The sequence below is a fragment of the Lentzea sp. NBRC 102530 genome, assembly GCF_030269365.1.
Classification (GTDB): domain Bacteria; phylum Actinomycetota; class Actinomycetes; order Mycobacteriales; family Pseudonocardiaceae; genus Lentzea.
This window is the reverse complement of sequence record NZ_BSTF01000006.1, coordinates 406,756-432,327: the sequence shown is the minus strand read 5'-3', so window position 1 is coordinate 432,327 and position 25,572 is coordinate 406,756. Positions and strand designations below refer to the sequence as shown.

The following is a 25,572-nucleotide window of genomic DNA, read 5'->3' as shown; positions in this document are numbered from 1 at the left end:
TGCGGACACCACGATGCTGCGTACAGCGCGGGAGCCGGGGAACGGCGCGGGTGCGGACACCACGGTGCTGCCCGCCGTGCGCGAGCACCCCACCCTCCGCCTGCCCCGCCCGTCCGCCGGAGGCGTGCGATGACCCGTCTCTCGCCGCGCGACCTGCTGTCCGTCGGCTCTCAGGGCATGCGCACCCGCCGCCTCCGCGCCGCCCTCTCCGCCCTCGGCATCGCTCTCGGCACGGCCACCGTCGTGGTCGTCACCGGCATCCCGGCGTCCAGCCAGCAGGCGTTGCTCGACGAGCTCACGACCCTCGGCACCAACCTCCTGCGCGCCCAACCGGCCCCGCGCCAGGACGACCCTGTGAAGCTGCCTCCGGAGTCCGTCGCGATGGTCGAGCGCATCGGCCCGGTGACCGGCGCCGCGGCCGTCGCCAACACGCACACCCGCGTGCGCCGCAACGACCTGCTCGACCCCGGCCACAGCTCCGACATCACCGTCCTCGCGGCCACCCCGACGTTGCTCGACACCGTCAACGGGCACCTGCGCAGCGGCGAGTTCCTGCCCAGGCCGGACTTCCCCGGCGTCGTCCTCGGCAACGTCGCGGCCCAGCGCCTCGGCATCCCGGACGTCGGCGCGCGGCCGGCGATCTTCGTGGGGGAGCGGTGGTTCACCGTGACCGGGGTGCTGGGGCCGTTGCCGCTCGCGCCCGACCTCGAACGGTCCGTCCTGGTCGGCTGGGAGGCCGCTCGCACGCAGCTGGGGTTCGACGGGCACCCGACGGTCGTGTACGTGAAGGCGCGGGAGGAGTCCGTGGAGGACGTCCGCGCGGTGCTGCCCGCCACGTTGCACAGCGAGGTGCCCGGGCTGGTGCAGGTGAGCCGCCCGTCGGACGCCCTCGCGGCCAAGCGCGCCACGCAGAACTCCTACAGCGCCCTGTTCCTCGGGCTCGCCGGGGTGGCGTTGCTGGTGGGCGGCGTGGGCGTGGCGAACACGATGGTGATCTCCGTGCTGGAACGCCGCAGTGAGATCGGCCTGCGCCGCGCGCTGGGCGCGACCCGCGGGCACATCCGCGCGCAGTTCCTGACCGAGGCCGTGCTGCTGTCCGGTCTCGGCGGGCTGGCCGGCACGGCACTGGGCGCGCTCGGCGTCGCGGCGTACGCGACGCTGCACCGGTGGCCGCTCGTCATCCCGCTCGAAGTACTCGCCCTGGGGGTGCTCGCCGCGTTCGTCGTGGGCGCCGCCGCCGGGCTCTACCCGTCCGTCCGCGCCGCCCGGCTCACGCCGACGCAGGCGCTCGCCGCGTGAACGAGAGGAAACCGATGAAGAAGGCCACCCTGGTCGCCGTGCTGTTGTTCCTGGCCGCCTGCTCGAAGCCCGAAGCCGCTCCGCAGGTCGCCTCGCTCTCGACGCCGTCGAGCGGTGCCACCCAGACCTCGGCGCCGCAGGAGGAACGCCCCCGCGAACGCCTCGACATGACGCCCGAGGACCTGGAAGCGCTCCAGGTGCCCTACGACCAGTGCATGGCCAAGCACGGCCTGGACCGCAAGGGCCGCGCCGCCGACCCCGGACGCCCGCAGCCGGTCAAGGAGGAGCTCGACGAGGCGCTGCAGGAGTGCGAGAAGAAGACGCCGCTGCCCCCGTGGGAGAAGGACGTCACGAACCCGGAGGCGGTCGACTTCGCCAACCGGGTCGTGCAGTGCCTGCGGGGCAAGGGGGTTCGCTACGTCGAGGTGCACAACGAACCCGGCTCGCCCGCCGTCAGCTACGCGCTCGGCGGCCCGAACAACGACGCGGCGTCGATCTCGCTGGGCCTGGAGCACGCGAAGGAGTGCGAGATCGCCTCCTCGCGCAAGTGATCCTTCAGGCCAGCATGTCGCGAACCATGGGGACGACCTTCGTGCCGTACAGCTCGATCGTGCGCATCAGCGACTCGTGCGAGAGCCCGCCGATGCCGTACTTCAGGTCGAACCGGCTGGCGTCGAGCTTCTTCATGGTGCGCGCCATCTTCTCGGCCACCGTGTCCGGCGAGCCGACGAACAACGCGCCGTGCGGCCCCACCTCGTGCGCGTACGACTCGGGCGTGGGCGTGGCGAACCCGCGCGTCTTGCCGAGCCGCCCGATCACGTCCAGGTAGTGCGGCCAGAACTCCTCGCGCGCCTGCTCGTCGGTCTCCGCCACGTGCCCCGGCGAGTGGATCCCGATCGGCAGCGGCTCCCGCCCGAACTTCTCCAGCGCGTGCTTGTACAGCTCCGAGAACGGCGCGAACCGGCCGGGATGCCCACCGATGATCGCGAGCATCAGCGAGAACCCGTAGGAGGCCGCCCGCACCACCGACTGCGGACTGCCGCCGACGCCGATCCAGGTCGGGAACGGCGCGGTGTGAGGCACCACGTCCTGCTCGTGCAGCGCCGGCCGCGTCTTGCCCTCCCAGGTGATCCTGCCGCCCTTGAGGAGTTCCGCGAACAGGTGTGTCTTCTCCTCGAACAGGTCCTCGTAGTCGGCGAGGTCGTAGCCGAACAACGGGAACGAGTCGATGCTCGACCCGCGCCCGAGGATGATCTCCGCCCGGCCGTCCGACACCGCGTTGAGCGTCGAGAACCGCTGGTACACCCGCACCGGGTCGTCCGAGCTGAGCACCGTCACGGCCGACCCGAGGTGGATGTTCTCGGTGCGCGCCGCGATGGCGGCCAGCACCACGTCGGCCGCCGACAGCGGCATGTCCGGCGTGTGGTGCTCGCCGATGCCGAAGAAGTCGAGCCCGACCTGGTCGGCCAGCACCCCTTCCTCGACGACGTTGCGGATGGTCTGCCCGTGCGTGATCGGCGAGCCGGACGCGTCGTGCGTGACGTCGCCGAACGTGTCGAGCCCGAACGTGGTCCCGCTCATGACTGCTCCTTCAGGAAGTTCTCGAATTCGTGCCTGTGGGCCGCGACGCCGAACAACGGACTGCCGGGCTCGAGCGACCGCCCCGCGGTGAGAGCCCCCATCGGGACGGGGTCGAACCCGATGCGCTCCAGGAACTCCGCGACGGCCCCGAGGGCGTCCGGGTCGTTCCCGGCGAACCCGACCGCCCGGCCGTTCGCGGGCTCCATGTCCTGGTAAGCGACGTGGTTGAGGGTCTTCACGACGTGCGCGCCGGCCAGCCGCCGCGCGACCTCCTCGCTGGTGCCCAGCGGGGCCTCGGCCGGCGGCCAGTGGTTCATCGCGTCGATGACGACCTTGTCGTCGAACGTCCTCGGCGGAAGCGACGGGAACCGGTGCCACGGGATGGCCAGCACCACGAGGTCGGCGTCGCTGACGGCGTCGGCGGTGGCCTGCGCCCGAGCACCGGGGGCGAGGAAGTCGACGATCATCTCGATGCGGGCGGGGTCGCCCGAACCCGCGATGCCCACCTCGTACCCCGCGGCCAGGGCGAGGCGCGCGATGACGGGACCGACGTGGCCCGCCCCCAGAACAGCGATCTTCACAGCACACACCCGACCTGGCTAGTTGACGTGTCATCAAGACTAACCGGACCAGCCCCCGGATAATTCCGCGGGGTGTGTCGTGGGGGGAGGGCCTGTCAGAGGGGCTTGTCGAGGAACCTCTCCAGGTGCGGGTTCACCTCGGCGGCGTGCGTGAGGCTGAGGAAGTGCGCGCCGCCGTCGACCAGCACCAGCGGTTCGGCCCCGGGCAGCGCGGCGACGAGTGCCTCCGCCCTCGCCACCGGGTACGCCAGGTCCGCGGTCCCGTGCAGCACGAGGGCGGGCACCTCGATCGCGCCGAGCCGGTCCAGCACCCCCTCGCGCGACACCAGCGCGCTCATGATCAGCCGCAGCCGGTCGGGCTCGACGGCGCTCCACTTGGGCGTCCAGTCCGACGGGTCGTGGTCGCCCAGGCAGATCTTCGCCACCGCCTCGATCACCGTCTCCGGTCCCCGCGCGATCCACACCTCGGAGAGTTGCTCGTACGCGGCGGCCACCTGCTCGTCCTCGGGCTCGCCCGACGTGCCCAGCAACGCGAGCGCGGTGATCCGCTCCGGCGCGAGCAACGCCATCCGCACCGCCACGAACCCGCCCTGGCTGGTGCCGATGACGGCGGCTCGGGGGACGTCCAAGGCGTCCAGCACGGCGAGGGCGTCGCGGGCCACGTCCCAGTGGTCGAAGGGCGCCGAGACCGGGGTGTCGCCGTGGCCGCGTTCGTCGATCGCGATCAGGCGGTAGCGGTCACCGAAGGCCGCGACCTGGGGCGACCACATGGTCACGTCCATCAGGTAGCTGTGCAGCAGCACCACGGCGGGCCCGTCGCCGCCGTGGTCCACGTAGGACACCCGCTGGCCGTCTGCCGTGGTCACCGTCGCCATGCCGCGCACCCCGTCCCGCATAGTGGATCATCAGCGGCGCCCGCCCGCTTCGCTCTACCCTGCCCGGATGCGACAAGTGTTCAGGGGCGCGGTGCTGCTCCTGCTGCTGTTGATCGTCGTCCCCGCACCGGCGTACGCGCAACAAGAGCAACCACCGCTGGTCCGGGTCGGTACCGAGGGCACCTACCCGCCGTTCTCGTTCCACGACCCCGCCACGCAGGAACTGACCGGGTACGACATCGAGGTCGTCAAGGCGATCGGGGCCAGGGCCGGGTGGCGGCTCGAGTTCGTCGAGACGCAGTGGGACGCGATCTTCCCCGCGCTCGACTCCTCGCGGATCGACCTCATCGCCAACCAGGTGTCGCGCAACCCCGAGCGTGCGGCCAAATACGGCCTTTCGAACACCTACACGTACTCGCGCGGCGTGATCGTGCGGCGCACCGGCGACGACCGGATCAAGTCGATCGCCGACCTCAGCGGCAAGACGACCGCGCAGTCCAGCACCAGCAACTGGGCGAAGGTCGCGCGGGACGCCGGCGCGAAGGTCGAGGCGGTCGAGGGGTTCGCTCAGGCCGCCGCGTTGTTGCAGCAGGGCCGCGTCGACGCGATCGTCAACGACAACATCGCCGTGCTGGACTACCTCGCCACCACCGGGTCCAAGGACGTGGAGATCGCGGGCGACGCCGGGCAGGCGGGCAGCGAGCAGGTGCTGGCGCTGCGGCAGGCCGACTCCGCGTTGCTGGCGCAGGCGAACACGGCGATCGACGCGCTGAAGGCCGACGGCACGTTGCGCGGCATCTCGCAGAAGTACTTCAAGGCCGACGTGTCCGTTGCGGACGGTGGCGCGGCTGATCTCTCGGAAGGCCGGGGTCCGCGCAGTACGTGGGACGTCCTCGCTTCGACGGCGTGGCCCATGTTCGTCGGGCTGGTGAAGGTCACCATTCCGCTGACCGCGCTGTCGTTCGCGATCGGGCTGGCCCTGGCGCTGTTGGTGGCGTTGGCGAGGATCTCGCCGTACCGGGTGCTGTCCGGGCTCGCGCGGGCGTTCATCTCGATCATCCGCGGCACGCCGTTGCTGCTGCAGCTGTTCATCGTCTTCTACGGGCTGCCGCAGATCGGGCTGAAGTTCCCGCCGTTCACCGCCGCCGTGGTCGCGTTCTCGCTCAACGTCGCCGGCTACGCGGCCGAGGTGATCCGCTCGGCCATCCTGTCGGTGCCCCGCGGCCAGTTCGAGGCGGCCGCCACGATCGGCTTCGGCTACGCGCAGACGTTGCGGCGCATCGTGCTGCCCCAGGCCGCGCGCACCGCCGTGCCCCCGCTGTCGAACACGCTGCTGTCGTTGCTCAAGGACACGTCGCTGGGCTCGGTCGTGCTGCTGACCGAACTCTTCCGCGAGTCCCAGCTCGCCGCGGCCGAGAGCAACGAGTTCCTCGCCCTCTACGCCTTCGCGGGCCTCTACTACTGGGTGATCTGCGTGGCGTTGTCCGCCGGGCAGAAACGACTGGAGACCAGGCTGAACAGGTACGTGATCGCATGACCGACCAGACCGACGTCCGCATCGAGGTCACCGGCCTCCGCAAGTCGTTCGGCTCGCTCGACGTCCTGCGCGGCATCGACTTCACCACCCCGCGCGGCACCTCGACCGTCCTGCTGGGACCGTCCGGCTCCGGCAAGACCACCCTGCTGCGCTCGCTCAACGTCCTCGACACCCCCGACAGCGGCGTCGTCCGCGTCGACGACGTGACGGTCGACTTCTCCGCGCTGCCCGCGGGCAAGGCCGGCCGGGCCGAGAGCGCGCGGCTGCGGGCGCGGAGCGGCATGGTGTTCCAGTCGCACAACCTCTTCCCGCACCGCACGGTCCTGCAGAACCTCACCGAGGGCCCGGTCGTCGCGCAACGGCGGCCGGAGGACGAGGTGGTGGCGGAGGCGAGGGCGTTGCTGGACCAGGTGGGGCTCGCCGACAAAGCTGATTCGTACCCGTACCAGCTTTCCGGTGGTCAACAACAACGGGTGGGCATTGCCCGTGCGCTCGCTTTGAAACCCCGGGTCGTGCTGTTCGACGAGCCCACTTCCGCACTTGACCCGGAACTGGTGGGGGAGGTGCTGGCCGTGGTCAAGGACCTGGCCTCGGAAGGGTGGACCACGGTCATTGTCACGCACGAGATCCGGTTCGCCGAGAAGGTCGCCGACCAGGTGCTCTTCCTCGACGGCGGCGTGATCGTGGAACGCGGAACGCCGGCGGAGGTGATCGGGGATCCGCGCAGGGAACGCACGCGGCGATTCCTGCGGCGGGTTCTGGATCACGGGTGATCCGGCCGGGCGAACCCGGTCCAATAGGTGGATGCCACACGTCTTCCTCAGCTATTCGCGGTCTGATCGCGGCCTGGCCAACCGAGTCCGCGAGGACCTGATCGCGCAGGGGGTGGACGTGTGGTCCGACCGGAGGCTGGGTCTCGGAGGCTCGTGGCTGAGCGCGATCAGCACAGCCATCGACGAGGCCCAGGCGGTCGTCGTCCTCGCGACTCCGGCCGCTCTCGCCTCTCAGTGGGTGATGCGGGAGGTGGAGGCCGCCCGCACGCTCGGCAGGCGAATCGTTCCCGTTCTGGCCGACGGCGCCAGGTTCGGTGACCTGCCCGCGGCAATCGCGGGCATCAACGGCGTCGACCTGGCAGACGGGTACGAGGAAGCGATCCTGGCGCTCTCGGGCTCGTTCAACGACCCAGGCGCGCCGGTACAGGTCGCTTCAGCCCGTTTACCGGAATTGCTGCTGCTGACCAGTGACGACGCGGTGGCGGCGATCGTCGCGGACGTGGCCAGACCGGTCGGCCTCGCCGTGGTGCGGCGCAGCGCTTTCGCCCCGGACGTGCTGGAGGTCGCGTCTTCGGCCCACCTCGTGGTGATCGCGGGTTGTCCGCCTGCCGAGTGCCTGTTCCTGGCCGGGTTCGCCGCAGGCCGCGGTACCTGGGTGCTCTGGGTCTCGCCATCGGACATCGGCTTGGAGGCAGCGGTGCGGGCGGGCGCACCGCTGCGGTTCTGCGAGGGCGATCAGGCGGCTCTGGAACGGGAGATCGGCGCCGTGGCGTTCCTGCCTTCACAGCGCACTGCGCAGCAACCCCGCGAAGCCGAGGGCGTCGGGGTGCGGCAACTCGCGTCGTCGGACCGGTCGCACAGGAGCTGAGCAGACCGGTCTCACGACCTGGTCGCAGACGTCGGGGAGCGTGGTCGCGCTCAACAGCGTCAAGGTCCGGCCGGCTGAGCCCGGGAGCGACCGGTGGAACGACTTCGCCGGCAGCCGGTAGGACGTTCCCGCGGGGTGTTCCTCCCGTCGCACGGCCGTGCAGGTGACGGTCCGTTCGGCCGGCGTGAACACGTCCAGCCGACCGGTGCTCGTGACCTCGAAGAGTTCGTGGGCGCCGCCAGGATCATCGGTGACCGCGAAGACCTCGTTGGTCACCGCGCCCGCGATCACCAGGCTGTCGAGGTGCCAGCTGTGGCTGTGCACCGTGTCCGAGGTTTCTCCGTCGTGCCAGATGTGCCCGCAAACCCCGAAACCGGGAGTGCGCAGCACCGGAACGCAGATGAAGTCCAGCGGATGCGCGACGGCGAGCGGTGGTCTGTCCCCGGCGAGCACGGCGTCGAGCGCGCGCCTGGCCAGAGCTGTGACCTCGTCGCCGGTCATCCACCACCCGCCAGTGCCTGCCGGGTGAGTCCCGTGTCGGGGTGATCGGGGCCGAGGATCCTGACCTGGTCCTCCAGCAACGTGACCAGTGCCGCCCGCTGTGCTTCCGGATCACCCGCGGCACCGGTCCAATGGGCGAGGTTGTACCGCGTGCGCAGGGTGTGTGGATGCTCCGCGCCCAAAGCACGGCTCTGGTCGGTCAGGAGTTCCTCGGTCAACTCGCGAGCCGCCGCGGGGTCGCCACCGCGTCCCAGCGACTGCGCGAGGCTGTAGCGGGTCCGCAGGGTGTGCGGGTGTTCGGCGCCGAGCAGTCGTGTGCGGATCGGCAGCAACTCCCGGAGCATGTCGCAGGCGGTTTCGTGGTCACCGCTCTGGCCTGTCCGGAAAGCGAGACTGTGCTTGGTGCGCAGGGTGTCGGGGTGCTCGGGACCGAGCGTTCGTTCCCGGCTGGAGAGCACCTCGCCCAGCCGCTCCCGTGCCGCGTCCGGATTGCCCGCCTCACCAGCCAGTAGGCCGAACTGTGCAGCGCTCTGAGCGCCTCCGGGTGGTCCGGGCCCGATGTCGCCCGCCATGATTCAGCCACTTCGTCGAACAGGGCGACGGCTTCGGAGAAGTCGCCGGCTTCGCCCGTCCACTGCGCTTGGCTGTGCCGTGACCGCAGGGTGTCGGGATGCGCGCCGCCGAGCACGGCGACCTGGCGCGGGATCAGCGCCTCGAAGAGCTTCAACGCCTCGGACGGGCGCCCCACCTCTCCCGCCCACTGAGCATTCCAGTGGTGGAGCCGGAGTGTCTGCTCGCTGTTCGCGGAAGGCGTCGAGCGAAGGTGGTGCTCGACGTGCGGACGCAGGCGAAGCCACGTCTCGATCTTGTCAGCGTTGGCCGGTGGCCGGGGCACCGCGGCGAGCAGGAGGGCGGCGGTCGCGTCAGCCCAGTCCGCGCCGTCACCGACCGGCTCGGTGTTGTCCCGAGTGGCGGCCGAGATGAGCCGGTGCACCGTCGCGTCGCGGCCGGAGACCGTGATGAGGCCGTAGCCGGACAGCGCGCTCACGGCTTCGTAGTAGTCGAGATCCGTGGCGAAGGCGGCGTTCACCCGCTCCGCGACCGCGGTGGGGACGTTCTCGACCGGATGGTCCTGACGGAGCAGGTCGAGCGGGACCCTCTCCGGGCTCATCCACGCCAGGACGTTCAGCACCGTCTGTGCGTTCTCAGGGATCATCTGGAACGAGACCTCCCACGTGGTGCTGACCCGAAGGTCGTAATCCGGTGCGGTGCCGAGTTGGTGGAGCCGGCTCCGATGTGACTGGTAGAGGCTCAGGTACTCCGCCAGGCCGATGGGGTTCTCCGCCACGTACGAACCCGCTTGGTGCAACGCGAGTGGTAAGCCACCGAGTTCCTCCACCAGAGCGAGCGCTGCGCTCGGGTCCTCGTCGCGACTGGTGTCACACAACAACGCCGAACCCGCGTCCGCGGTGAGCGGTGGAACCGGCAGGACCGCCCGCGGGTCCGGCCAAGCCTGCGTGCGGCTGGTGACGATGACGTCCCCGATCCCGTGCGGAGGGACGAGGCCACGCAACGCGGACTGTCCCGGCACGTTGTCGAAAACCAGGAGCCAGCGGCCTTGCCGGTTCGCGAGCAGCAGGTGCGCGGGGTGCACGGGGCGCTCCAGCCGCTGCACCTCCGGCACCCCCAAAGCCACCAGCAGTTCGCGGAAGTCCTCGATCGCGAGTTCCGGTGACTCGGCGCGGATCCACCAGACGAGGTCGTAGCGATGGTTGTTTCGTTCCCCGTAGGCACGCGCGACGCTCGTCTTGCCCATTCCGCCGATGCCGGTCAGCACGCGCAACGCAGGGGTGCGGGTGGTCTCGGCCGTGTGGAAGAACCCGTCGGACAGCTCGTCCAACAGCCGGCCGCGCCCGATCACCGGAGCCATGCTGTAGGGCTGGTTGGTGAGAACGGGACTCATCACCGCCGAGCGCACCGGAACCGGACTCGGGCTGTTCTCACGAATTTTCTCGATGATGAGTTCAGCCAATTGCCGGGGCGCGACTTCTGCGGCGTTGAGGTAGACCACACTGCCGGGCAGACCAGGAATCTCCGTCTGGTCGAACCGGACCGGCAGGATGTAGGTGCCGGCGCTTTCGACGGCGCGCGCTTGTGCGCTGCGCCGCTCGTGCGACGTCCAGACCTTTGCCGCGTACTCGGCGGACACGAACATCACGCAGAAACGCGCCTGCCCGCGGAAGACGTCGTCGAGCCCCTGGACCAGGTCCCGTCCCCACAGCTCCACGGTCTGGTAGCGGTCGTAGAAGATCCGCACGTCCGCCGCGTGCAGGCACGCGGCCACCTGTTCCACGTACTCGCGCTGCTCACCGGCGAACGACAGGCAGACGTCGTACTTCGAGCCGTTCCCAGCCTCGGGCATGGCACCCCACCTCTCCGCCGACATGATCGCCGGAAAGATCGTTCGGGGTCAATCGCGCTGCTCCGTCCGTGAACGTCCGGAACTGCTGAAATGACATTTCTGATTTCTGAAGGATAGGCTCGCCTAATTCATCTCGAATTGCGGGGCTCCTGCCGCGGTGGCATCGTCCGGATCACCGAACCTTTCCCACCACGGCAGGAGCGGACATGACCACCCTCGAGAACCCGGCGATGCCCGCAGTCCACGATTGCACCGTGAGCGACTGCTCCTACAACCACGACGGCTGCCACGCGTTCGCGATCACCGTGCGCGGCGACAACGGAGCGGCCGACTGCGGCACGTTCATCCCGCTGGGCACGAAAGGCGGCCTGGACAAGGTCGTCGCGCAGGTCGGCGCCTGTTCCCGGACCGACTGCACGCACAACGCCTCGCTGGAGTGCACGGCGCAGAGCGTGCGGGTCGGGCAGGGCGAAGGCGACCACCACGCGAACTGCCTGACGTACCAGCCGCGTTAGGCCTCCTCGGACTCCTTGTCGTCCTCCTTGCGGTCGACGGCCCTGCCGAGTTCGCGCAGGCCCACGTTGACCGCGATGATCGCGACCGCGCCGGCCGCCGCGACGACGTGCAGGCCGGCGCCCGCCAGTGAACCCACCGCGGCTGCGCACCAGAGCGTGGCCGCGGTGTTCAGGCCGCGCACCGACAGGCCGTCGCGCAGGATCACGCCCGCGCCCAGGAAACCGATACCGGAGACCACCTGCGCGGCGACGCGGGTGGGGTCGCCCTGGCCGTCGAAGCCCTGGGCGGACAGCAGGACGAACAACGCGGCGCCGACGGCCACCAGTGCGTTGGTGCGCAGGCCCGCCATGCGAGCGCGGTACTGGCGCTCGAACCCGATCAGCGCGCCGAGGCCCATGCTCTCGGCGATGCGCAAAGTCATGTCGAAGACGTGCATCGTGTGACTCCCCTTGTGTGCAGGGGTGTGCGTCACACGCCAGAACTACGAGCGTGGGTCAGCGAGGTGCGAGCACCTGCGCCGGCTACTGGCGCCTGGCATGTGTCGCTCACCTCGCTTCCTCTGTGTCTGGTTGATAAGACCGGGGAGCCACGCTAGCGGGTCGCACGTGAGCCCGGAGTGAGAGTGGGACGCGCGTCTCATTCCGGCTAGAGCATCTCCAGCGGCGTGGGGCCGGCCGGGGGAGGGAACGCGCGGTCGAGGTCGGCCAGGTCCTCGGGGGACAGGCGCAGGTCGCGGGCCGCCGCGTTCTCGCGGACGTGCTCGGCCGTGCTCGCCTTGGGGATCGCGATGACGTGCGGGTGGCGCAGCACCCAGGCGAGAGCGACCTGGGCCGCGGTGGCGCCGTGACGTCCGGCCACGGTGGCGAGGGCGGGGGAGCCGAGCAGGCGGCCCTGTTCGACGGGGGAGTAGGCCATGATCGGGATGCCCGCTTCGGCCTGCCACGGCAGGAGGTCGTGTTCCGGGCCGCGGCGGGTGAGGTTGTAAAGGATCTGGTTGGTCTGGCAGTGACCGGGTAACGCGGTGAGCTCGCGCATGTCGTCCAGGTCGAAGTTGCTGACGCCCCAGTGGCGGATCTTGCCCGCCTCCACCAGTGCCGCGAAGCCTTCGAGGGTCTCGGCGAACGGGACGGTGCCGCGCCAGTGCAGCAGGTACAGGTCGAGGCGGTCGGTGCCCAGGCGGCGCAGCGAGGCCTCGCAGGCGCGGACCGTGCCGGCCGCGGACGCGTTGGAGGGCAGCACCTTCGACACGAGGAACACCTCGTCGCGGCGGCCCGTGATCGCCTCGCCGACGAGTTCCTCGGACGCCCCGGAGCCGTACATCTCGGCCGTGTCGACCAGGGTCAGGCCGAGGTCGAGGCCGGTGCGCAGCGCGGTGAGCTCCTGGGCACGCCGGGACGGGTCGTCGCCCATCATCCAGGTGCCCATGCCGAGCGCGGGGACGGTCTCGCCGGAGGGGAGCAGCACGGTCATGCGACCCAGCTTGCCGGGTACGTTGGGCTGATGCGACACGGGGGGCTGATCGTGCTGGTGCTGCTCGTCGTGGCGCTGGCGGTGGCGGCCCAGTTCGTGGACCTGCCCGACGGGGCAGGGCTTCGTGCCCTCGTCGACCGGGCCGGGGGTGCGGCGCCGGTCGCGTTCGTGGTGGTGTGTGCCTTGGGCACGGCGGTGTTCCTGCCCAAACCGGTGCTCGCGACGGCGGCGGGGCTGCTGTTCGGGGTGGGGTGGGGGAGTGCTTTCGCCGTCGCCGGGTTCACGGCGGGGGCGATGATCGCGTTCGGGGTCGCGCGCGGGCTCGGCCGGGGGACGGTCAAGGGGTGGCTCGGGGCGCGGCTGGCCGTGCTGGAACGGGTCTTCGAGCGGCGCGGGGTCGAGGCGACGCTCGTGATCAGATTGTTGCCGATCCTGCCGTTCGCACTGGCGAACTACGGGGCCGGTGTGACCTCCGTGCGAGGCAGGGACTTCGCGCTCGGCACGGCGCTGGGCCTGGTGCCCTCGACGGTGCTCGCCGCCGTGCTGGGGGACGCCCTGAGCGACCTCGGCTCCACGCGCTCGATCGTCGCGTTGGCGATCTGGGGCGTGCTGGCCGCCGTGGGGGTGTGGTGGGGCCGGAACTTGATCACGGGCGCTCTGCGGGCTTCCTAGAGGCCGTTGCGGCACGCAAAAAGCCGCCCCGGCGGGAGACCGGGACGGCTTGAAGCGTCTACGACCTTGCCGGCCTGGATCAGGCCGTGCGAGTACGGCGTCCGCGCAGCTCTTCGAGTCGCTCGTCGAGCAACTCCTCGAGCTCGGGGATCGACCGGCGCTCCAGGAGCATGTCCCAGTGCGTGCGCGGCGGCTTGATCTTCTTCACCTCCGGCTCGACACCGTCGATGATCTTCGACTCGGTGCCGTGGAGGCGGCATTCCCAGGTCGGCGGCAACTCGGCGTCGTCGGAGAACGGGACCTCGAAGTCGTGTCCCTTGGGGCAGGCGTACCGCGCTGCCCGGCGCGGAGCGAGATCGTGGTTGCGGTCGGTCTCGTAGCTGACTGCTCCGAGCCGGCTGCCACGCAAAACGCGGTCGGCCATGGCGGTGTCCTTTCGCTCGGCTCAGGGCCGGGGCCCAGGCTTCTTGCTCACCGTGTGCAACGCCCGGATTGCTCCGTTTGTTTCCGGTTCGCTCTCATGGTCGCCCACAGTGACGTCGTTCACTCGTCAACGAAGGCTTCCTACTAATGGATGCGATCGCCACAGGATCGTGACGCGTTATCAAGCTCCTGCGCTCATGCATCACTCTAATGGCCCAACGGGGGCTGTGGGTAGTCGCCTATGCCAACCGAAGCTGACCACTTTGTGCGACGTCAGGGCCTAGGTCGCCCAACCGAAAGTGACGCCGGCAGAGCACTTGATAACGGACAGTAGTTTCCGTGGTATCGGTTACATTGTCGCTCTCTGTACCCGATCGGTGCTGTTCCGTGTCCGAAACCGTGTCGGCGACCAGAACCGTGTCCCCGGCGCGAATCACCCGTCCGGCCCGCACCCGTGCGTTGAACCTCCCGGGTACCCCGCACCAGCACAAAACCTCGACCTGGATCGCCTTCAGTTCGTCGGCGAGCTCGAACAGCCGCCGCGACCCCGGGAACATCTCCCCGCGGAAGTCCGTGGCGAGCCCGAAGCAGTAGACGTCGACCTGGACGTCGTCCGCGAGCTCCGCCAGCTGCTCCACCTGCTCGCCGGTGAGGAACTGCGCCTCGTCCACGATCAGGTAGTCGACCCGCCGCCCCTCGGCCCACTCCGCACGCACCAGCATGCGCAGGTCGTCGTCGCGGATCTCCGCCGCCTCGCGGGTGATGCCGATGCGACTGGAGATCTGCGGCCGCCCGGACCGGTCGTGCCGCACCAGCAGCAGCCCGCGCCGGCCCTGGCGCGAGTTGTTGTGGTCGATCTGCAGGGCGAGCGTCGACTTGCCGCAGTCCATCGGGCCGAAGAAGAACTTGAGGTGCCCGACCACCGGCGTCGAGCGCCGGGAACCAGCGACAGGGACAGCGGAGAGGGCGTCTGTCGGATCGGGAAGGGCGTCCACGGCGGGTCACCCTAGTGCCTCGATCCCGATCATGAAGAATCCCCACGGTCTGCGCACCCCCTCGTCCGGTCTCGTTCGGCGCGACCTGCCCGTTTCGGTCGACATAGCCGCTGCGCCGGGGGTTCAAACATCATCTCGGCTCGGATCACTCGAAGGTTTCAGTGTTGAATGAAGTTCGAGGGTGTGTGAAGACCGGTCGCGTTCCGGCGGGAACGCGACTACTGCTCCATGAAGGAGGGGGAGACGGACACCTTGTGCCGCGTGCCCTCCGAACGGGCTTCCACCTTGCCGATCACCCAGCTGCGGGCGTCCCGTTCGACCATCGCCGCCGTGTACGCCTCGGCGACGTCCTCGGGCATCGCCAGGAGCAGTCCACCGCTGACCTGGGGGTCGCAGAGGAGCAGGCGGTCCTCGATCGGGGTTTCCTCCCACGAGACGTGAGGTTCGGAGTCGACCATGATCGTTTCTGCCAGGGGGGAGACGTTGGCGGTCTTGAGCGCCCGGTCGACGCCGAGGAATTTCGGGATGGTCCCGAGGCTGAGCGACACGACGACGCCGGCCTCGTCGGCGATCTCGAGGCACGATCCGAGCAGCCCGAAGCCGGTGACGTCGGTCGAGGCTCGCACGCCGAACTTGTGGGCTAGCTCGTCCGCGAGTGCGTTGGAAACGAGCATCGACCGCACGACCTCGGCCAGTTCCTCAGCCGTGACGGAGGTCCTGTCGAAGGCCCTGGCGCCCAGGATGAGGCCACTGCCGACCGGCTTGGTCAGCACGAGCACATCACCGACCTGGACGTTCCTGCGGGCGCGCAGGTGGTCCTCGAGCCCTGCGCCGGTGATCGAGAACCCCATGCTGGTGACCTGGTTGCGCATGGTGTGGCCGCCGACGACGTCGACCCCGCACTCGCGAAGCTCACGCACCGCCGCCTTGTACGCGGACACGTGCCACCCGTTGCGGATCCACTCCTGGCTCAGCTGGACGATTCCCACGGCGACCTCGGGCACGCCGCCCGCCGCGTAGACGTCCGACACGCAGTGCAGTGCGACGATCCTGCCCCAGGTCTCCGGATCGAGGCCCATGGGCAGCACGATGTCGACCGTGTGCAGCGACTTGAGCGGGCCTGCCCCGGTCACGCCGCAGTCGTCGCCCATGTGCCGGACCAGCATTCCGTCGACATCGCTGTCGTGGAGCAGTTCCTTGAGCACGCGCGGCGGCAGCTTCCGTCCACAGCCGACACTCGTCAGCTCTGTTTCCAGCCTCGTGTCGGTCACAGCTCACTCACCGGCCTGGCTTCTGTCCACAACTCTTTGAAGTGGACCACAAGTGTACGGAACAACGAGTCCTCGCCCCTGGCGGTCAACGTCATGAGCGGGCTGTCATTGCGATCGCCCACGGGAACGACCCCCAACCCTTCGTAGTGCTGCAAGGCGATGATCTGCTCGTCCTGGATCACGAGCCGGAACATCGGGCGGGAGAAGTAGATTTTGGCCCTGAAGCACTTGTGGCGCTGTTCAAGGTCGAGCAGGTCTTGCGTGACCTTCCCCGAAACGTCCTCGGAGAGCAAGAACTGGACCTTCCCGTGATTGGCGGTCATGCGCCTCAGGAATGCCTCGAAGTCGGGATGATTGCGCCACTTCGAGGCTGTGTGTCCCATGAACGACAACGAGAGCTTGGTCGCCCGCATGCACCGTCCGGACTCGAACGGGGAGGAGCTGAGATCGGTGTAGGCCGAGTGGACGCCGAGGCTGTACAGCGCGCGGGTGGCGAGACTCAGGCCCTGGTCGGCGGTCGAGCACTTGTCGAGGTGGTTGACCACGTCGCTGATCAGGGAGCGATCTCTAGCCACCGCTCACCTCCCTGATGAGCCTGAGCAGGGTGCGCCGCAGCCACATCGCCGAGCGCTCCTCCTGGATCTCGCCGCTGTCGACGAGGTCGAGCGCCTCCGTCCACCGGACCGGGCGGACCTCGATCACCTCGCCTGCTTCGGGGTTGTTGCTCTGCCGCAACGACTGCAGGTCGGCGAGCACGAAGTAGAGGTCCCAGTGGACGGTGGCGCCGCAGGGAGAGCGTCCCAGGAGGACGGGATTGGACAGGACGGCACCGAGTTCCTCGCCCGCCTCCTGGACCGCGGAGTCCAGCACCTTCTCCGTCAGCGCCTCGGCCCGGCCGCTGTCGTCGTGTTCGAGGTAGAGCGGCAGGTACGGCTCGATCTTGTTGTAGACCTTGCCGCCGGGCACTCGCCAGTCCCAGCCGTTGGTCTCCGTGCGCATTTCGCGGGTGAGGTACACGAGTTGTTCGGTGCGGTCCACGACGATGACCCGCACGCCCGGCGGGCGCACCGCCATCTCGAAGACGACGACCTGGTCGCCCACCTGGTTGGGCGTGTGCACCTGGGCGAAGACACGGCTCTGGAAGGCCACCTCGGGCGGGCCGACCGGGGTTGGGGCGGACATGTCAGCGATCCTCTCGACGTGGTCCGGTGGGGTGCAGCGACTGCGCGGCGAGTGATCTGCGCACAGCGCGCACCAGTTCGGGACCGTCCTGCTCTCGTGCGCCGAGCATGCGCATCAGGTCGAGACGCATGTCGCCGAGCTTGCGGTGCAACGACCATCCTCGAAGATCAACTGTGCGGGAGAACCTGTGCAGGTGCAGCGCGGTGCCCACGGTGACGTTGCCGTCGGTGTCGACGACGGCGAAGGCCGGGGCGGGCTCCTGGCGGCTCTGCGCCGGCACGTTCTCGAGCCACAACGCGACCTGGGCGAGGCGGCTCTGCAGCCTCTCCTCGGTCCCGTACTCGACGTCGGGGTCCCAGACGATGTTCTGGGCGTGCATGTGGCCGTAGGAGTTCAGCGCGGCCCCAGCGGCGCTCACGGCTGAGATCTCGATGCGACCGTCCGCGAGACGACGCAGGCGCAGTGGAGGGTCCTCACCGACCACGTACACCGACGGCCCGTGAGTCGTCAGGAACCGCTCGTAGAACTCGTCGAAGCTCTGGTAGGTCTCCGGCGCGATCGGTTCGACGCCGGTCTCGTCGAACGTGGCGACCTCCCGGCGCTCCAGGGTGGTCGCGCTCGGCTGGCCGCCGTCACGCAGCTGGAACGCGCGTTCCCGGCGCGCGATGCCGTCCTCGCTGCCCAGGAGCAGGCTCTGAGCGACGTGGGGGAGCAGCGCGACCAGGATGCGGCCGGCGAACTCGGCCGCGTGCCGCCGCCACGGGCCCACCCGCTCTCGCGCGTGCGACGTCTGCTGGTCGAGCTTCGACTTGTTCTCGTCGCTGTAGTCGCTGATGCCCCGGACGAAGAGCCAGGGCGTGCGGAAGTTGGTGGCGACGGCGGCCGCGCCCGCGGACTCCATGTCGATGGCGAGGATCTTGCGGTCCTTCTGGGTCAGCAACGCCTGGAAGTTGCGCGAACCGCAGGTGACGTCGCCGGAGGCGATCTTGCCGAGCACCACCTCCGGCTTGTCGGCGGGTCTGCGCCGCTGTTCGAGCGCCTCGGGGGAGAGGTAGTCGAGGTCCGTGAACGGCACGCGCAGGTTCTCCCACGTGTGGTCGTCGCGGTGCAGTTCGTCGATGAAGCGCCTGATGGGGTCGTTGAGGCGGGGGTCGGTCGGGGTGGACTGGCCGTCGAGCCTGAGGTGGAAACCGGCGCCCTTGTCGATGGCCTTCGCCTCGGCGAGGTAGTGCACGACGGCGCTCGCGATGACGGCGTCGCCGATCTGGGCGTCGTGGCTGAGGCTGCCGGCGATGCCGGTCATGACCATGAGGCCCGGCTGCACGTCGGTGACGAGGCGGTGGGCGGCCAGGCAGGCGTTGAGCAGGCCGATTCCGCTCGACGTGCCGCAGGCGATGGTGAGGTCCGGGTACTCGGGGTGGCAGAAGAGCTCGTAGTCGCTGCCGCTGCGGCCGTGCATCAGCCGCGGCCCGGTGGTGCGGACCAACTGGCTTTGGATGCGGGCGAGTTCCTCCGGTAGCGCGACCAGCAGCCCCACCTGGGCGAGGGGAGCTGTCATCGAGGTCCGTCCGGTTCTGATCCCGCTTGATCGACGCTGAAGCGTAGCGGCGCGCGACGCGGAGCGGCGTTGGTGACACGCGGCGTCGATCTGCTGTGCATGCCTCGTGGTCGCGAGATCGCGAACCTCCGTTACATGACGGACTCGATAACTTCAGTGTTGACCGAACTCAGCCACCCCGGTTGTTCCGCTTCCCGATATAGCTCGCGCCGCGATATATTCAGCGACATGAGTGGTCGGGTCATGTCCGAACAGACCTTCCTGGTGCTCACCGCGCTGGCGGAGGAGGCCCTGCACGGGTACGCCATCGTGCAGTCGGTGGAGCAGTTGTCGCAGGGGCGGATGGTGTTGCGCGTCGGCACGCTCTACGGGGTGCTGGACAGGCTGGTGGCGGACGGGTTCGCCGAACGCGACCGCGAGGAGGTGCACCAGGGACGGCTGCGGCGCTACTACAAGCTCACCGACTCCGGGGTGCGCGCGTTGCAGGCCGAGGTGGCGCGGCTCAGCGCCAACGTGCGGGCGGCGTCGGCCGTGCTGAGGACGCGGGGTGTCCAGGCGTGGGCGGGGCGGGCATGAGGAACCTGGAGCGGCGGTACCGGGCGCTGTTGAAGGTGTTGCCGGGCTGGTACCGGCGTGACCGCGAGGAGGAGATGGTCGGGATCTTCCTCGCCGAGCGGGACGACGACCTGGACCTGGAGCACAGCTGGCCGGGGTGGGGGGAGACCTGGGCGGTGCTGGGGCTGTCGCTCCGGACGCACCTCGCGGCCGGGGCCGGGATGAGCAGCGTGCCGGCGAACGTCGTGTGGCGGGGCGAGGTGGTGCGGGCGCTGGGGGTGCTCGGGCTGCTGCTGGGCCTGTACTACGCGACGTCCGGGCTCGTCCTGACCATCACGCTGCGGTCGCACGCGCCGTGGTGGCGGGTGCTGGAGCTGGCGCCGTTCGTGGCGTTCCCCGCGTTGTTCACGGGACGGCGGACGCTCGCGAAGATCGCGGCGGCGGTGCCGGCGCTGGTGTCGCTGGACGCGCTGACCCAGCCGGGGCCCGCGGTGTGGATGTGGACGGTGTTCCAGCTGCCGGCGTTGGTGACGTTCACGTGTCTGTGCCTGGGTTTCCACCGCGAGGCGCCGACGCCGCCGGCGAGGCGGTTGCTGTGGTGGGGCGGGGGAGCGGTGGCGCTCGGCGTCGTGGGCGGGTTCGCCGCAGGGGCCGGGTTGCTGCTGCTCGCGCTCGTCACGGCCGGGATGAGGGTGTTCGCGTTCGTGCGGGGTGACGCGGTGTTCGGGCGGGCGTTGTCGTGGTTCGCCCTGGTGCAGCTCGTGCCGCTGGTGTTCCTGGTGCTGGCGTGGGACTCGCTCGGCACGGTCGGCACGGTCGTCCTGGTGGTGCTGGTGCTGGCCGCGGTGTGGCCGGTGCGGCGCCGCCCGAAGGCGGCGCCGCAGGTGGTCTAGACGAGGGCGGGTTCTTCGTTGCCGACGGCCTTGATGGCGCGGCGGACCGGCACGAAGATCAGCAGGATGAAGCCGGCCACGAAGAAGATGATCAGGGCGAGGATGGCCGGGCGGAGGCTGCCGGTGGCCTGGCCGACGCCCGCGAACACCAGTGGGCCGAGCCAGCTGGTGGAGCGTTCGCCGACCTCGTAGAGGGAGAAGTACTGGGCTTCGCGGCCGGGGGGCACCATCTGGCTGAAGAGGCTGCGGGACAACGCGTTGGTGCCTCCGAGCACGATGCCGATGCCGGCGGCGACGAGGTAGAACGAGGTCTCGTCGCCGGCCTGCACGAAGAACGCCGCGGTGATGACGACGATCCAGACGATCAGGGAGCCGAGGATCGTCTTCTTGGCGCCGATGCGCTTGGCGACGAAGCCGTGCAGGACGCCGCCGACGAAGGCGACGAACTGGACGATGAGGATGACGGTGATGAGCGTCTGCTGTTCGAACTTGAGCTCGACGCTGCCGTACTGGGCGCTGACGTTGGCGACGGTCGCGATGCCGTCGGTGTAGATCAGGTAGGTGCCGAGGAACGCGAGGGTGAGCGGGAAGGCCTTGGCCTGCCGCAGGGTCGTGCCGAGTTCCTTGAAGCCCGCGGAGATCACCGACGCGCCTTGTTCGCCGCCGTGCGGCCGCTGGTGCTCGGTCAGGGCGCGCAGCGGGATGATCGTGAAGGCCGCCCACCAGACGCCGGAGATGACGAACGCGATGCGCGCGGCGTCGCTCGAGGTGATGCCGAGGAAGTCGGCGCCGAGGGTGATGCCGAGCTGGATGGCGAGGGCGACGCCGCCGCCGAGGTAGCCGAACGCCCAGCCGCGGCTGGAGACGGCGTCGCGTTCGTCGGGCAGGGCGATCTCGGGCAGGAAGGCGTAGTAGACGACGACGCTGGAGCCGTAGCAGATGTTGGCGATGATGAAGAGGACGACGCCGAGCTTCCAGTTGGTGCCTTCGACGGCGGCGAGCGCGATGGTGGCCGCGGAGCCGGTGAAGGCGAAGAAGCCGAGCATCTTCTTCTTGTTCTGGGTGCGGTCGGCGATGGCGCCCATGACGGGCAGCACGATCACCTGGACCACGGTGGCGATGGAGAGCAGGTAGCCCCACAGCGAGCCGCTGGGGAACTGGAGTCCGAGGATCGTGACGTCGCAGTTGGCGAAGGCGTTGTCGTCCGCGCACGGGTTTGCCCCGTTGAGCGCGGTGTCGGCCTTGGCGGCGTTGGTCGCGATGCTCGTGAGGTAGAGCGAGAGGAAGACGGTGATCACCGAGGTGGGGAACACGGAGTTCGCCACGTCGTACCAGACCCAGCCGCGTTGTTCTCTCTTACGGCTTCGTGCGTTGTTGGCGTCGGCGGTGTCGTCGCCCGTGCTCTTCATGTCGGCGGACTGTACTTGTCCGCCGACCGCGCTGATGATCTGTGGTCCAACCTGTTACCAGCTGTTGCGGGACTGGAGAACTTCGCGCAGGACGTCTGGCCTGTCCGTCACGAGTCCGTCGACGCCGAGGTCGAGCAGGGCGTGCATGTCGGTGGCGTCGTCGATGGTCCAGACGTGGACTTCGAGGCTGCGGCGGTGGGCTGCCTGGACGAAGCGGTGGTCGACGATGTGCAGGTTGCCGCGGCTGACGGGGACCTGGGCGACCTGGCCGCGGACGGCGGCCGCGGCGAGGGGGAGGCGGCGGGCGGCCCAGAGCGCGGCGGCGGAGCGGGGGCCGAGGGAGGTGAGCAGTTCGGGGCCGGCGATCTTGCGCAGGCGGGCGAGGCGGGCGTCGGAGAAGCTGGCGAGGCAGACGCGGTGCAGGGCCTTGGTCCTGCGGAGCAGGGTGATGATCGGTTCGACGGCCTGTTCGGACTTGACGTCGATGTTGAAGAACGTGCCGGGGAGTTCTTCGAGGACGTCGGCGAGGCGGGCGACGGGTTCGCGGCCGCCGACGCGGGCGCGGCTGACCTCGGTCCAGGGGAGGGAGGCGAGCAGGCCCTGGGCGTCGGTGGTGCGGTCGAGGGTGTCGTCGTGGTGGACGACGACGTGTCCGTCGGCGGTGGCGTGGACGTCGGTCTCGATGTAGCGGTAGCCCTCCTGCACGGCCCTGCGGAACGAGCTGAGCGAGTTCTCCATGCCGGCGAGGTCTCCGACGTGCCAGCCGCGGTGGGCGAAGGCTCGGGGGCGTGGGCCTGCGAGGTAGGGGTGTGTCACGGGTGGTGAGTCTGCCTGCCGGCGGTGGCTCGGGGGTGGACGGTGGGTGGCGACACACTTTCTGATTTGTCTCTATAGCTTCAGTGTCGCCTGAAGTGAGGCCTGTCGGCCCGTCCGTCCCGGAGGACCCCTGCTCCCAAGACGCCAAGGACCGAGGGAAGTCAACGGAAGTTGATCAAACCGGACCCAAAAGCGACACGAACGGCCCTGCGGGTACTGTCCGGTTCCCTACGAAGGTCGGGCTTTCTGGCGCGTCGCTGGAGACCACCCACCGCCATTCGCTACCGTCGCGCGCCATGGAGCGCTCCATGGAGGCGGATGAGCCCAGGCACTGCGCGTGGTGCGGGAGGCGGTTGCCCGGGAGCGGGCGGATCGGCCGGCCGAGGCGGTACTGCGCGCAGCCGTGTCGTCAGCGCGCGTACGAGCGCAGGGCGGCGTTGCAGCGGGGTGGTCTGCCGGAGGACGCGGTGGTGCTGAGCACCGCGGAGCTGGCGGATCTGCAGGACAGGTTGTTCCAGCTGCGGTGCGCCGCGGAGGATGTGGTGACGGCGGCGCAGGACGGGGCGGAGAACGAGGAGCTGAGGAAGCTGGCGGCGGAGCTGGTGGAGTCGGCGAAGGGTCTGGAGCGGCTGCGGTAGCCGTTCGCACAACAGCGAACTGACCGGCGTAGCGGGTTGCTTACGTCCGGTGATCGGACGATCATGACGCGCGTGACCTCCTACTGCCGCACGGTGCTGGACCGGGCGGGTGTCGGCTATGCCGTGACGGACTCGCGCGGCAACCTGTTGTGGTGCAACCGCGCGTTGGGTGTTGTGCTGGGGGTTCCGGTCGAGCAGGCGTACGGGCGGTCGTTGCCCGCGTTGCTGCCGGGTGTGCCCGAGGTGCCCGCTCCTGTGCGGGAAGTGCTGGTGCCGGGCCCGAAGTGGCTCGAGGTGCGGTGCTCGAAGCTGGGTGACGACCTGATGTACGAGGTCGTGGACGTGTCGGCGTGGCGTGATCGTGAGTTGACGGTGACGCAGGAGGCGGACGCGTTGCGCCGGGCGCAGGCGCTGGGGCGGATGGGGACGTGGGAGTGGTCGATCCGGGACGACCGGGTGACCTGGTCGGATTCGTTCCTGGAGATGTTCGGGTTCGCGCCGGGGACGGCGTTCGACTTCGGGTTGTACTCGCAGCTGGTGCACCCGGAGGACCTGCCGATGATCGAGGAGACCCTCGACAACGCGTTGAAGACCGGGTCGGTGTTCACGTACACGCATCGGATGTTGCGGCCGGACGGCAAGGAGCGGGTGTTCGAGTGCTTCGGTGAGGTCGTTCTCGGTGATGACGGCGCGCCGTTGCGTGCTTTGGGCACTGCTCATGACGTGACGCAGTCGTCGCGGGTGCACGACGAGCTGGTGCGGATGGCCGAGCAGGATCCTCTGACGGGGTTGCCGAACCGGCGGGCGTTGACGCGGGCGTTGGAGCAGGAGCTGGCGAACAACGGTTCGGGTGCGTTGCTGGTGCTGGACCTGGACAACTTCAAGGACGTCAACGATCTGCGGGGGCATGCGGTCGGTGACCGGGTGATGCGGATGCTGGCGTCCGCGTTGCAGTCCCGTTTGGGTGACAGGTTGATCGCTCGTCTGGGTGGAGATGAGTTCGCGGTCGTGTTGCCGGGGGCGTCGCCGAAGGACGCGTCGGAGGTGGCGGACGGGCTGCGGGACGCGGTGGCGGGGTTCCCCCTGGCCGGTATCGGGACGCCGGCGCGGATCACGGTGAGCACGGGGCTGGCGGAGTTCGGTCCGGGTGATTCGTGGGAGTTGGTGCTGGCGAACGCGGACCTGGCGCTGTACGCGTCGAAGGCGGCGGGCCGGGACCGGGTGACGGTGTACGAGCCGAACCACTACGCGGACACGGTGAAGCGGGTCAGCGTGCTGGACCGGTTGCGGGCGGCGCTGGCGGGTGGTGGTTTGGCGCTGTACGGGATGCCGATGGTGGAGTTGGCGTCCGGTGAGGTGCTGGGGCACGAGTTGTTGTTGCGGCTGGAGGACGGTCAGGAGCCGTATCTGGGTCCGGCGGACTTCCTGCCGGTGGCGGAGCGGTCGAACCTGATCCTCGACGTGGACCGGTGGGTGTTGTCGACGGCGATCGACGCCTTGGTGGCGCAGCCGGATCCTCGGCTGCGGTTCAACGTGAACGTGTCGGGCCGGACGTTGGAGGATCCGGACTTCGGTGGGTTCGTGCTGGACATGCTGGGGTCGGCGGGGGTTGCTCCTGGCCGGTTGGGGTTGGAGATCACGGAGACGGCGGCGGTGACGAACCTGGATGCCGCGGTGACGCTGGCGACGCAGCTGCGCGGGTTCGGGTGCCGGATCACGTTGGACGACTTCGGGTCGGGGTTCGGGTCGTTCGTGCACCTGAAGCACCTGCCGATCACGGGGATCAAGATCGACGGTGAGTTCGTGAAGGGCATCGAGACGTCGGACGCGGACGCGGTGCTGGTGTCGGGGATCGTGCAGATCGCGAACGGGCTGGGGTTGTCGGCGGTGGCGGAGTGGGTGGAGCGTCCGTCCCAGGTGGACGCTTTGAAGGGGCTCGGTGTGCGGGTCGGGCAGGGGTTCCACCTCGGCAGGCCGGTGCCGTTGAGTGACATCGTGAGCGCGGAGCGCATGCCGCCGAATGGCGCATTGTCGTCTCAGGTGGTCGGAGCAGAGGATGGTGCGCGCCGCCCTTGATCCCCGCCCGATGGGATGCCCGTGTCGTCTTGTGGTCTTCGTCGTCTTGAGTTGAGCGTTGCCGAGCCGGAGTCGTCGGTGGACTTCTTCGCCGGGGTTCTCGGGTGGGCGGTGATCGCGGAGCCGGGTGGGTCGTTCTCGGGCTGGGTGGGTGATCGGCTCGCGGCGCAGGTCGTTGCGGGGGAACGTGGTTGGGGCGTGTTCTTCGGTGGTGACGGGGCGCGGGAGCTGAAGGTCAACTCCTCTGTGGACGGTGGCAGGGTGTTGCACGGTCCGTGGGCGCCGCCGCCGCGTTCGGGTGAGCCTTGTTGGGTGGAGTTGTTCACGGCGTCGCCGGAGGACGGTTACTGGTGTGGCGAGCTGGGCTGGGAGGGCCGGGACGCCGCTGATGAGTTCGTGGTGTTCACGTCGGCGCGGCACGGTGACGCGCGTGCGGTGGCGGGCCGGTTGACGACGACGCGGGGTGAGGGCTGGCAGCCGTACTTCGCGGTCGACGACCTGGACGCGGCGTGTGTGCGGGTGTCCGAGTTGGACGGTCGTGTGCTGTTGGAGCCGACGACCGTGCCAACGGGGCGGATCGCGTCGATCGAGAGTCCGCGCGGGGGTTCGTGCGTGCTGTTGGAGAAGCCGGCGGGCTGGGGTGGTGCGTGGGCCGGTTGAG

The 25,572-nt window shown here is 69.4% G+C and carries 27 protein-coding genes and 1 pseudogene; 12 read left to right on the top strand and 16 right to left on the bottom strand.

Annotated elements, in window-relative coordinates:
- Positions 1 to 129 precede the first annotated feature (129 nt).
- Positions 130 to 1,299 (top strand): ABC transporter permease, encoded by a 1,170-nt coding sequence (locus tag QSK25_RS19290; RefSeq protein WP_285640007.1) that lies wholly within the window; start codon positions 130 to 132, stop codon positions 1,297 to 1,299.
- Positions 1,300 to 1,313: 14 nt separating this feature from the next.
- A complete protein-coding gene (locus QSK25_RS19285) occupies positions 1,314 to 1,850 on the top strand; it encodes a hypothetical protein (protein WP_285640005.1) in 537 nt (178 codons plus the stop codon).
- A gap of 4 nt (positions 1,851 to 1,854) precedes the next feature.
- Here QSK25_RS19285 and QSK25_RS19280 read toward each other — a convergent pair whose 3' ends face one another.
- From QSK25_RS19280 to QSK25_RS19270, 3 genes are all read right to left on the bottom strand, one after another.
- Entirely contained in the window at positions 1,855 to 2,880 is a 1,026-nt protein-coding gene (locus tag QSK25_RS19280) for an LLM class flavin-dependent oxidoreductase (RefSeq protein WP_285640003.1), read from the bottom strand.
- On the bottom strand, positions 2,877 to 3,461 hold the full coding sequence (locus QSK25_RS19275; protein ID WP_285640001.1) for an NADPH-dependent F420 reductase: 585 nt from the start codon (positions 3,459 to 3,461) through the stop codon (positions 2,877 to 2,879). The genes QSK25_RS19280 and QSK25_RS19275 overlap by 4 nt, the downstream gene beginning before the upstream one ends.
- 95 nt (positions 3,462 to 3,556) lie before the next feature.
- Positions 3,557 to 4,336 (bottom strand): alpha/beta fold hydrolase, encoded by a 780-nt coding sequence (locus QSK25_RS19270; protein ID WP_285640000.1) that lies wholly within the window; start codon positions 4,334 to 4,336, stop codon positions 3,557 to 3,559.
- 67 nt (positions 4,337 to 4,403) lie between these two features.
- On the opposite strand from QSK25_RS19270, the gene QSK25_RS19265 reads away from it, so the two are divergent.
- The 3 genes from QSK25_RS19265 to QSK25_RS19255 are packed head-to-tail and all read left to right on the top strand — an operon-like array spanning position 4,404 to position 7,514.
- Positions 4,404 to 5,873, top strand: a complete 1,470-nt coding sequence (locus QSK25_RS19265) for an ABC transporter substrate-binding protein/permease (protein WP_285639998.1) — start codon at positions 4,404 to 4,406, stop codon at positions 5,871 to 5,873.
- The gene (locus QSK25_RS19260; protein ID WP_285639997.1) at positions 5,870 to 6,646 is read left to right on the top strand and encodes an amino acid ABC transporter ATP-binding protein; all 777 of its coding nucleotides are present in this window, start codon (positions 5,870 to 5,872) and stop codon (positions 6,644 to 6,646) included. Before QSK25_RS19265 ends, QSK25_RS19260 begins: the two co-directional genes overlap by 4 nt.
- A gap of 31 nt (positions 6,647 to 6,677) precedes the next feature.
- Entirely contained in the window at positions 6,678 to 7,514 is an 837-nt protein-coding gene (locus QSK25_RS19255) for a toll/interleukin-1 receptor domain-containing protein (protein ID WP_285639995.1), read from the top strand.
- Here the strand turns inward: QSK25_RS19255 and QSK25_RS19250 are convergent.
- From QSK25_RS19250 to QSK25_RS19240, 3 genes and pseudogenes are all read right to left on the bottom strand, one after another.
- Positions 7,428 to 8,015, bottom strand: a complete 588-nt coding sequence (locus tag QSK25_RS19250; RefSeq protein WP_285639993.1) for a hypothetical protein — start codon at positions 8,013 to 8,015, stop codon at positions 7,428 to 7,430. The two genes, QSK25_RS19255 and QSK25_RS19250, sit on opposite strands and share 87 nt — an antisense overlap.
- Positions 8,012 to 8,587, bottom strand: a complete 576-nt coding sequence (locus QSK25_RS45600) for a tetratricopeptide repeat protein (RefSeq protein ID WP_502881869.1) — start codon at positions 8,585 to 8,587, stop codon at positions 8,012 to 8,014. The genes QSK25_RS19250 and QSK25_RS45600 overlap by 4 nt, the downstream gene beginning before the upstream one ends.
- Positions 8,566 to 10,437 (bottom strand): annotated as a pseudogene (locus QSK25_RS19240) (TIR domain-containing protein); the annotation flags it as partial. The gene QSK25_RS45600 and the pseudogene QSK25_RS19240, both read right to left, overlap by 22 nt.
- A 206-nt stretch (positions 10,438 to 10,643) precedes the next feature.
- On the opposite strand from QSK25_RS19240, the gene QSK25_RS19235 reads away from it, so the two are divergent.
- Positions 10,644 to 10,952 carry a DUF1540 domain-containing protein gene (locus QSK25_RS19235; RefSeq protein WP_285639988.1) on the top strand — a complete coding sequence of 103 codons (309 nt, stop codon included), beginning with the start codon at positions 10,644 to 10,646 and terminating at the stop codon, positions 10,950 to 10,952.
- Here QSK25_RS19235 and QSK25_RS19230 read toward each other — a convergent pair.
- On the bottom strand, positions 10,949 to 11,389 hold the full coding sequence (locus QSK25_RS19230) for an MgtC/SapB family protein (RefSeq protein ID WP_285639987.1): 441 nt from the start codon (positions 11,387 to 11,389) through the stop codon (positions 10,949 to 10,951). The two genes, QSK25_RS19235 and QSK25_RS19230, sit on opposite strands and share 4 nt — an antisense overlap.
- Before the next feature lie 209 nt (positions 11,390 to 11,598).
- Positions 11,599 to 12,423, bottom strand: a complete 825-nt coding sequence (locus QSK25_RS19225; protein ID WP_285639986.1) for an aldo/keto reductase — start codon at positions 12,421 to 12,423, stop codon at positions 11,599 to 11,601.
- Positions 12,424 to 12,453: 30 nt separating this feature from the next.
- Here QSK25_RS19225 and QSK25_RS19220 point away from each other — a divergent pair, with 30 nt between their 5' ends.
- Complete coding sequence (locus tag QSK25_RS19220) at positions 12,454 to 13,095, top strand: TVP38/TMEM64 family protein (protein WP_285639985.1); 642 nt, start codon at positions 12,454 to 12,456, stop codon at positions 13,093 to 13,095.
- A 79-nt stretch (positions 13,096 to 13,174) separates the two neighbouring features.
- Here QSK25_RS19220 and QSK25_RS19215 read toward each other — a convergent pair whose 3' ends face one another.
- From QSK25_RS19215 to QSK25_RS19190, 6 genes are all read right to left on the bottom strand, one after another.
- Positions 13,175 to 13,519 carry an RNA polymerase-binding protein RbpA gene (locus QSK25_RS19215; protein ID WP_065919117.1) on the bottom strand — a complete coding sequence of 115 codons (345 nt, stop codon included), beginning with the start codon at positions 13,517 to 13,519 and terminating at the stop codon, positions 13,175 to 13,177.
- 238 nt (positions 13,520 to 13,757) lie between these two features.
- Positions 13,758 to 14,513, bottom strand: a complete 756-nt coding sequence (locus QSK25_RS19210) for a thymidine kinase (RefSeq protein WP_285639980.1) — start codon at positions 14,511 to 14,513, stop codon at positions 13,758 to 13,760.
- Positions 14,514 to 14,731: 218 nt separating this feature from the next.
- Complete coding sequence (gene selD / locus QSK25_RS19205) at positions 14,732 to 15,784, bottom strand: selenide, water dikinase SelD (protein ID WP_285639979.1); 1,053 nt, start codon at positions 15,782 to 15,784, stop codon at positions 14,732 to 14,734.
- Complete coding sequence (locus tag QSK25_RS19200) at positions 15,781 to 16,359, bottom strand: hypothetical protein (protein ID WP_285639977.1); 579 nt, start codon at positions 16,357 to 16,359, stop codon at positions 15,781 to 15,783. The genes selD and QSK25_RS19200 overlap by 4 nt, the downstream gene beginning before the upstream one ends.
- On the bottom strand, positions 16,352 to 16,966 hold the full coding sequence (locus QSK25_RS19195) for an NUDIX hydrolase (RefSeq protein ID WP_285639975.1): 615 nt from the start codon (positions 16,964 to 16,966) through the stop codon (positions 16,352 to 16,354). The genes QSK25_RS19200 and QSK25_RS19195 overlap by 8 nt, the downstream gene beginning before the upstream one ends.
- A 1-nt stretch (position 16,967) precedes the next feature.
- Entirely contained in the window at positions 16,968 to 18,524 is a 1,557-nt protein-coding gene (locus QSK25_RS19190; protein WP_285639973.1) for a 5'-methylthioadenosine/S-adenosylhomocysteine nucleosidase family protein, read from the bottom strand.
- Between the two features lie 228 nt (positions 18,525 to 18,752).
- Between QSK25_RS19190 and QSK25_RS19185 the strand changes: the two genes are divergently transcribed.
- On the top strand, positions 18,753 to 19,100 hold the full coding sequence (locus tag QSK25_RS19185) for a PadR family transcriptional regulator (RefSeq protein WP_285639971.1): 348 nt from the start codon (positions 18,753 to 18,755) through the stop codon (positions 19,098 to 19,100).
- Complete coding sequence (locus tag QSK25_RS19180) at positions 19,097 to 19,972, top strand: hypothetical protein (RefSeq protein ID WP_285639970.1); 876 nt, start codon at positions 19,097 to 19,099, stop codon at positions 19,970 to 19,972. The genes QSK25_RS19185 and QSK25_RS19180 overlap by 4 nt, the downstream gene beginning before the upstream one ends.
- Here QSK25_RS19180 and QSK25_RS19175 read toward each other — a convergent pair.
- Both QSK25_RS19175 and QSK25_RS19170 read right to left on the bottom strand, forming a co-directional pair.
- Positions 19,969 to 21,381 carry an MFS transporter gene (locus tag QSK25_RS19175; RefSeq protein ID WP_285639969.1) on the bottom strand — a complete coding sequence of 471 codons (1,413 nt, stop codon included), beginning with the start codon at positions 21,379 to 21,381 and terminating at the stop codon, positions 19,969 to 19,971. The genes QSK25_RS19180 and QSK25_RS19175 overlap by 4 nt on opposite strands.
- A gap of 54 nt (positions 21,382 to 21,435) precedes the next feature.
- The gene (locus QSK25_RS19170) at positions 21,436 to 22,197 is read right to left on the bottom strand and encodes a glycerophosphodiester phosphodiesterase family protein (protein WP_285639968.1); all 762 of its coding nucleotides are present in this window, start codon (positions 22,195 to 22,197) and stop codon (positions 21,436 to 21,438) included.
- Between the two features lie 296 nt (positions 22,198 to 22,493).
- Here QSK25_RS19170 and QSK25_RS19165 point away from each other — a divergent pair, with 296 nt between their 5' ends.
- From QSK25_RS19165 to QSK25_RS19155, 3 genes are all read left to right on the top strand, one after another.
- Positions 22,494 to 22,835, top strand: a complete 342-nt coding sequence (locus QSK25_RS19165) for a hypothetical protein (RefSeq protein ID WP_030475304.1) — start codon at positions 22,494 to 22,496, stop codon at positions 22,833 to 22,835.
- Between the two features lie 72 nt (positions 22,836 to 22,907).
- Complete coding sequence (locus QSK25_RS19160; protein WP_285639966.1) at positions 22,908 to 24,911, top strand: sensor domain-containing protein; 2,004 nt, start codon at positions 22,908 to 22,910, stop codon at positions 24,909 to 24,911.
- 51 nt (positions 24,912 to 24,962) lie between these two features.
- Entirely contained in the window at positions 24,963 to 25,571 is a 609-nt protein-coding gene (locus QSK25_RS19155; protein WP_285639965.1) for a VOC family protein, read from the top strand.
- Position 25,572: the final 1 nt, after the last annotated feature.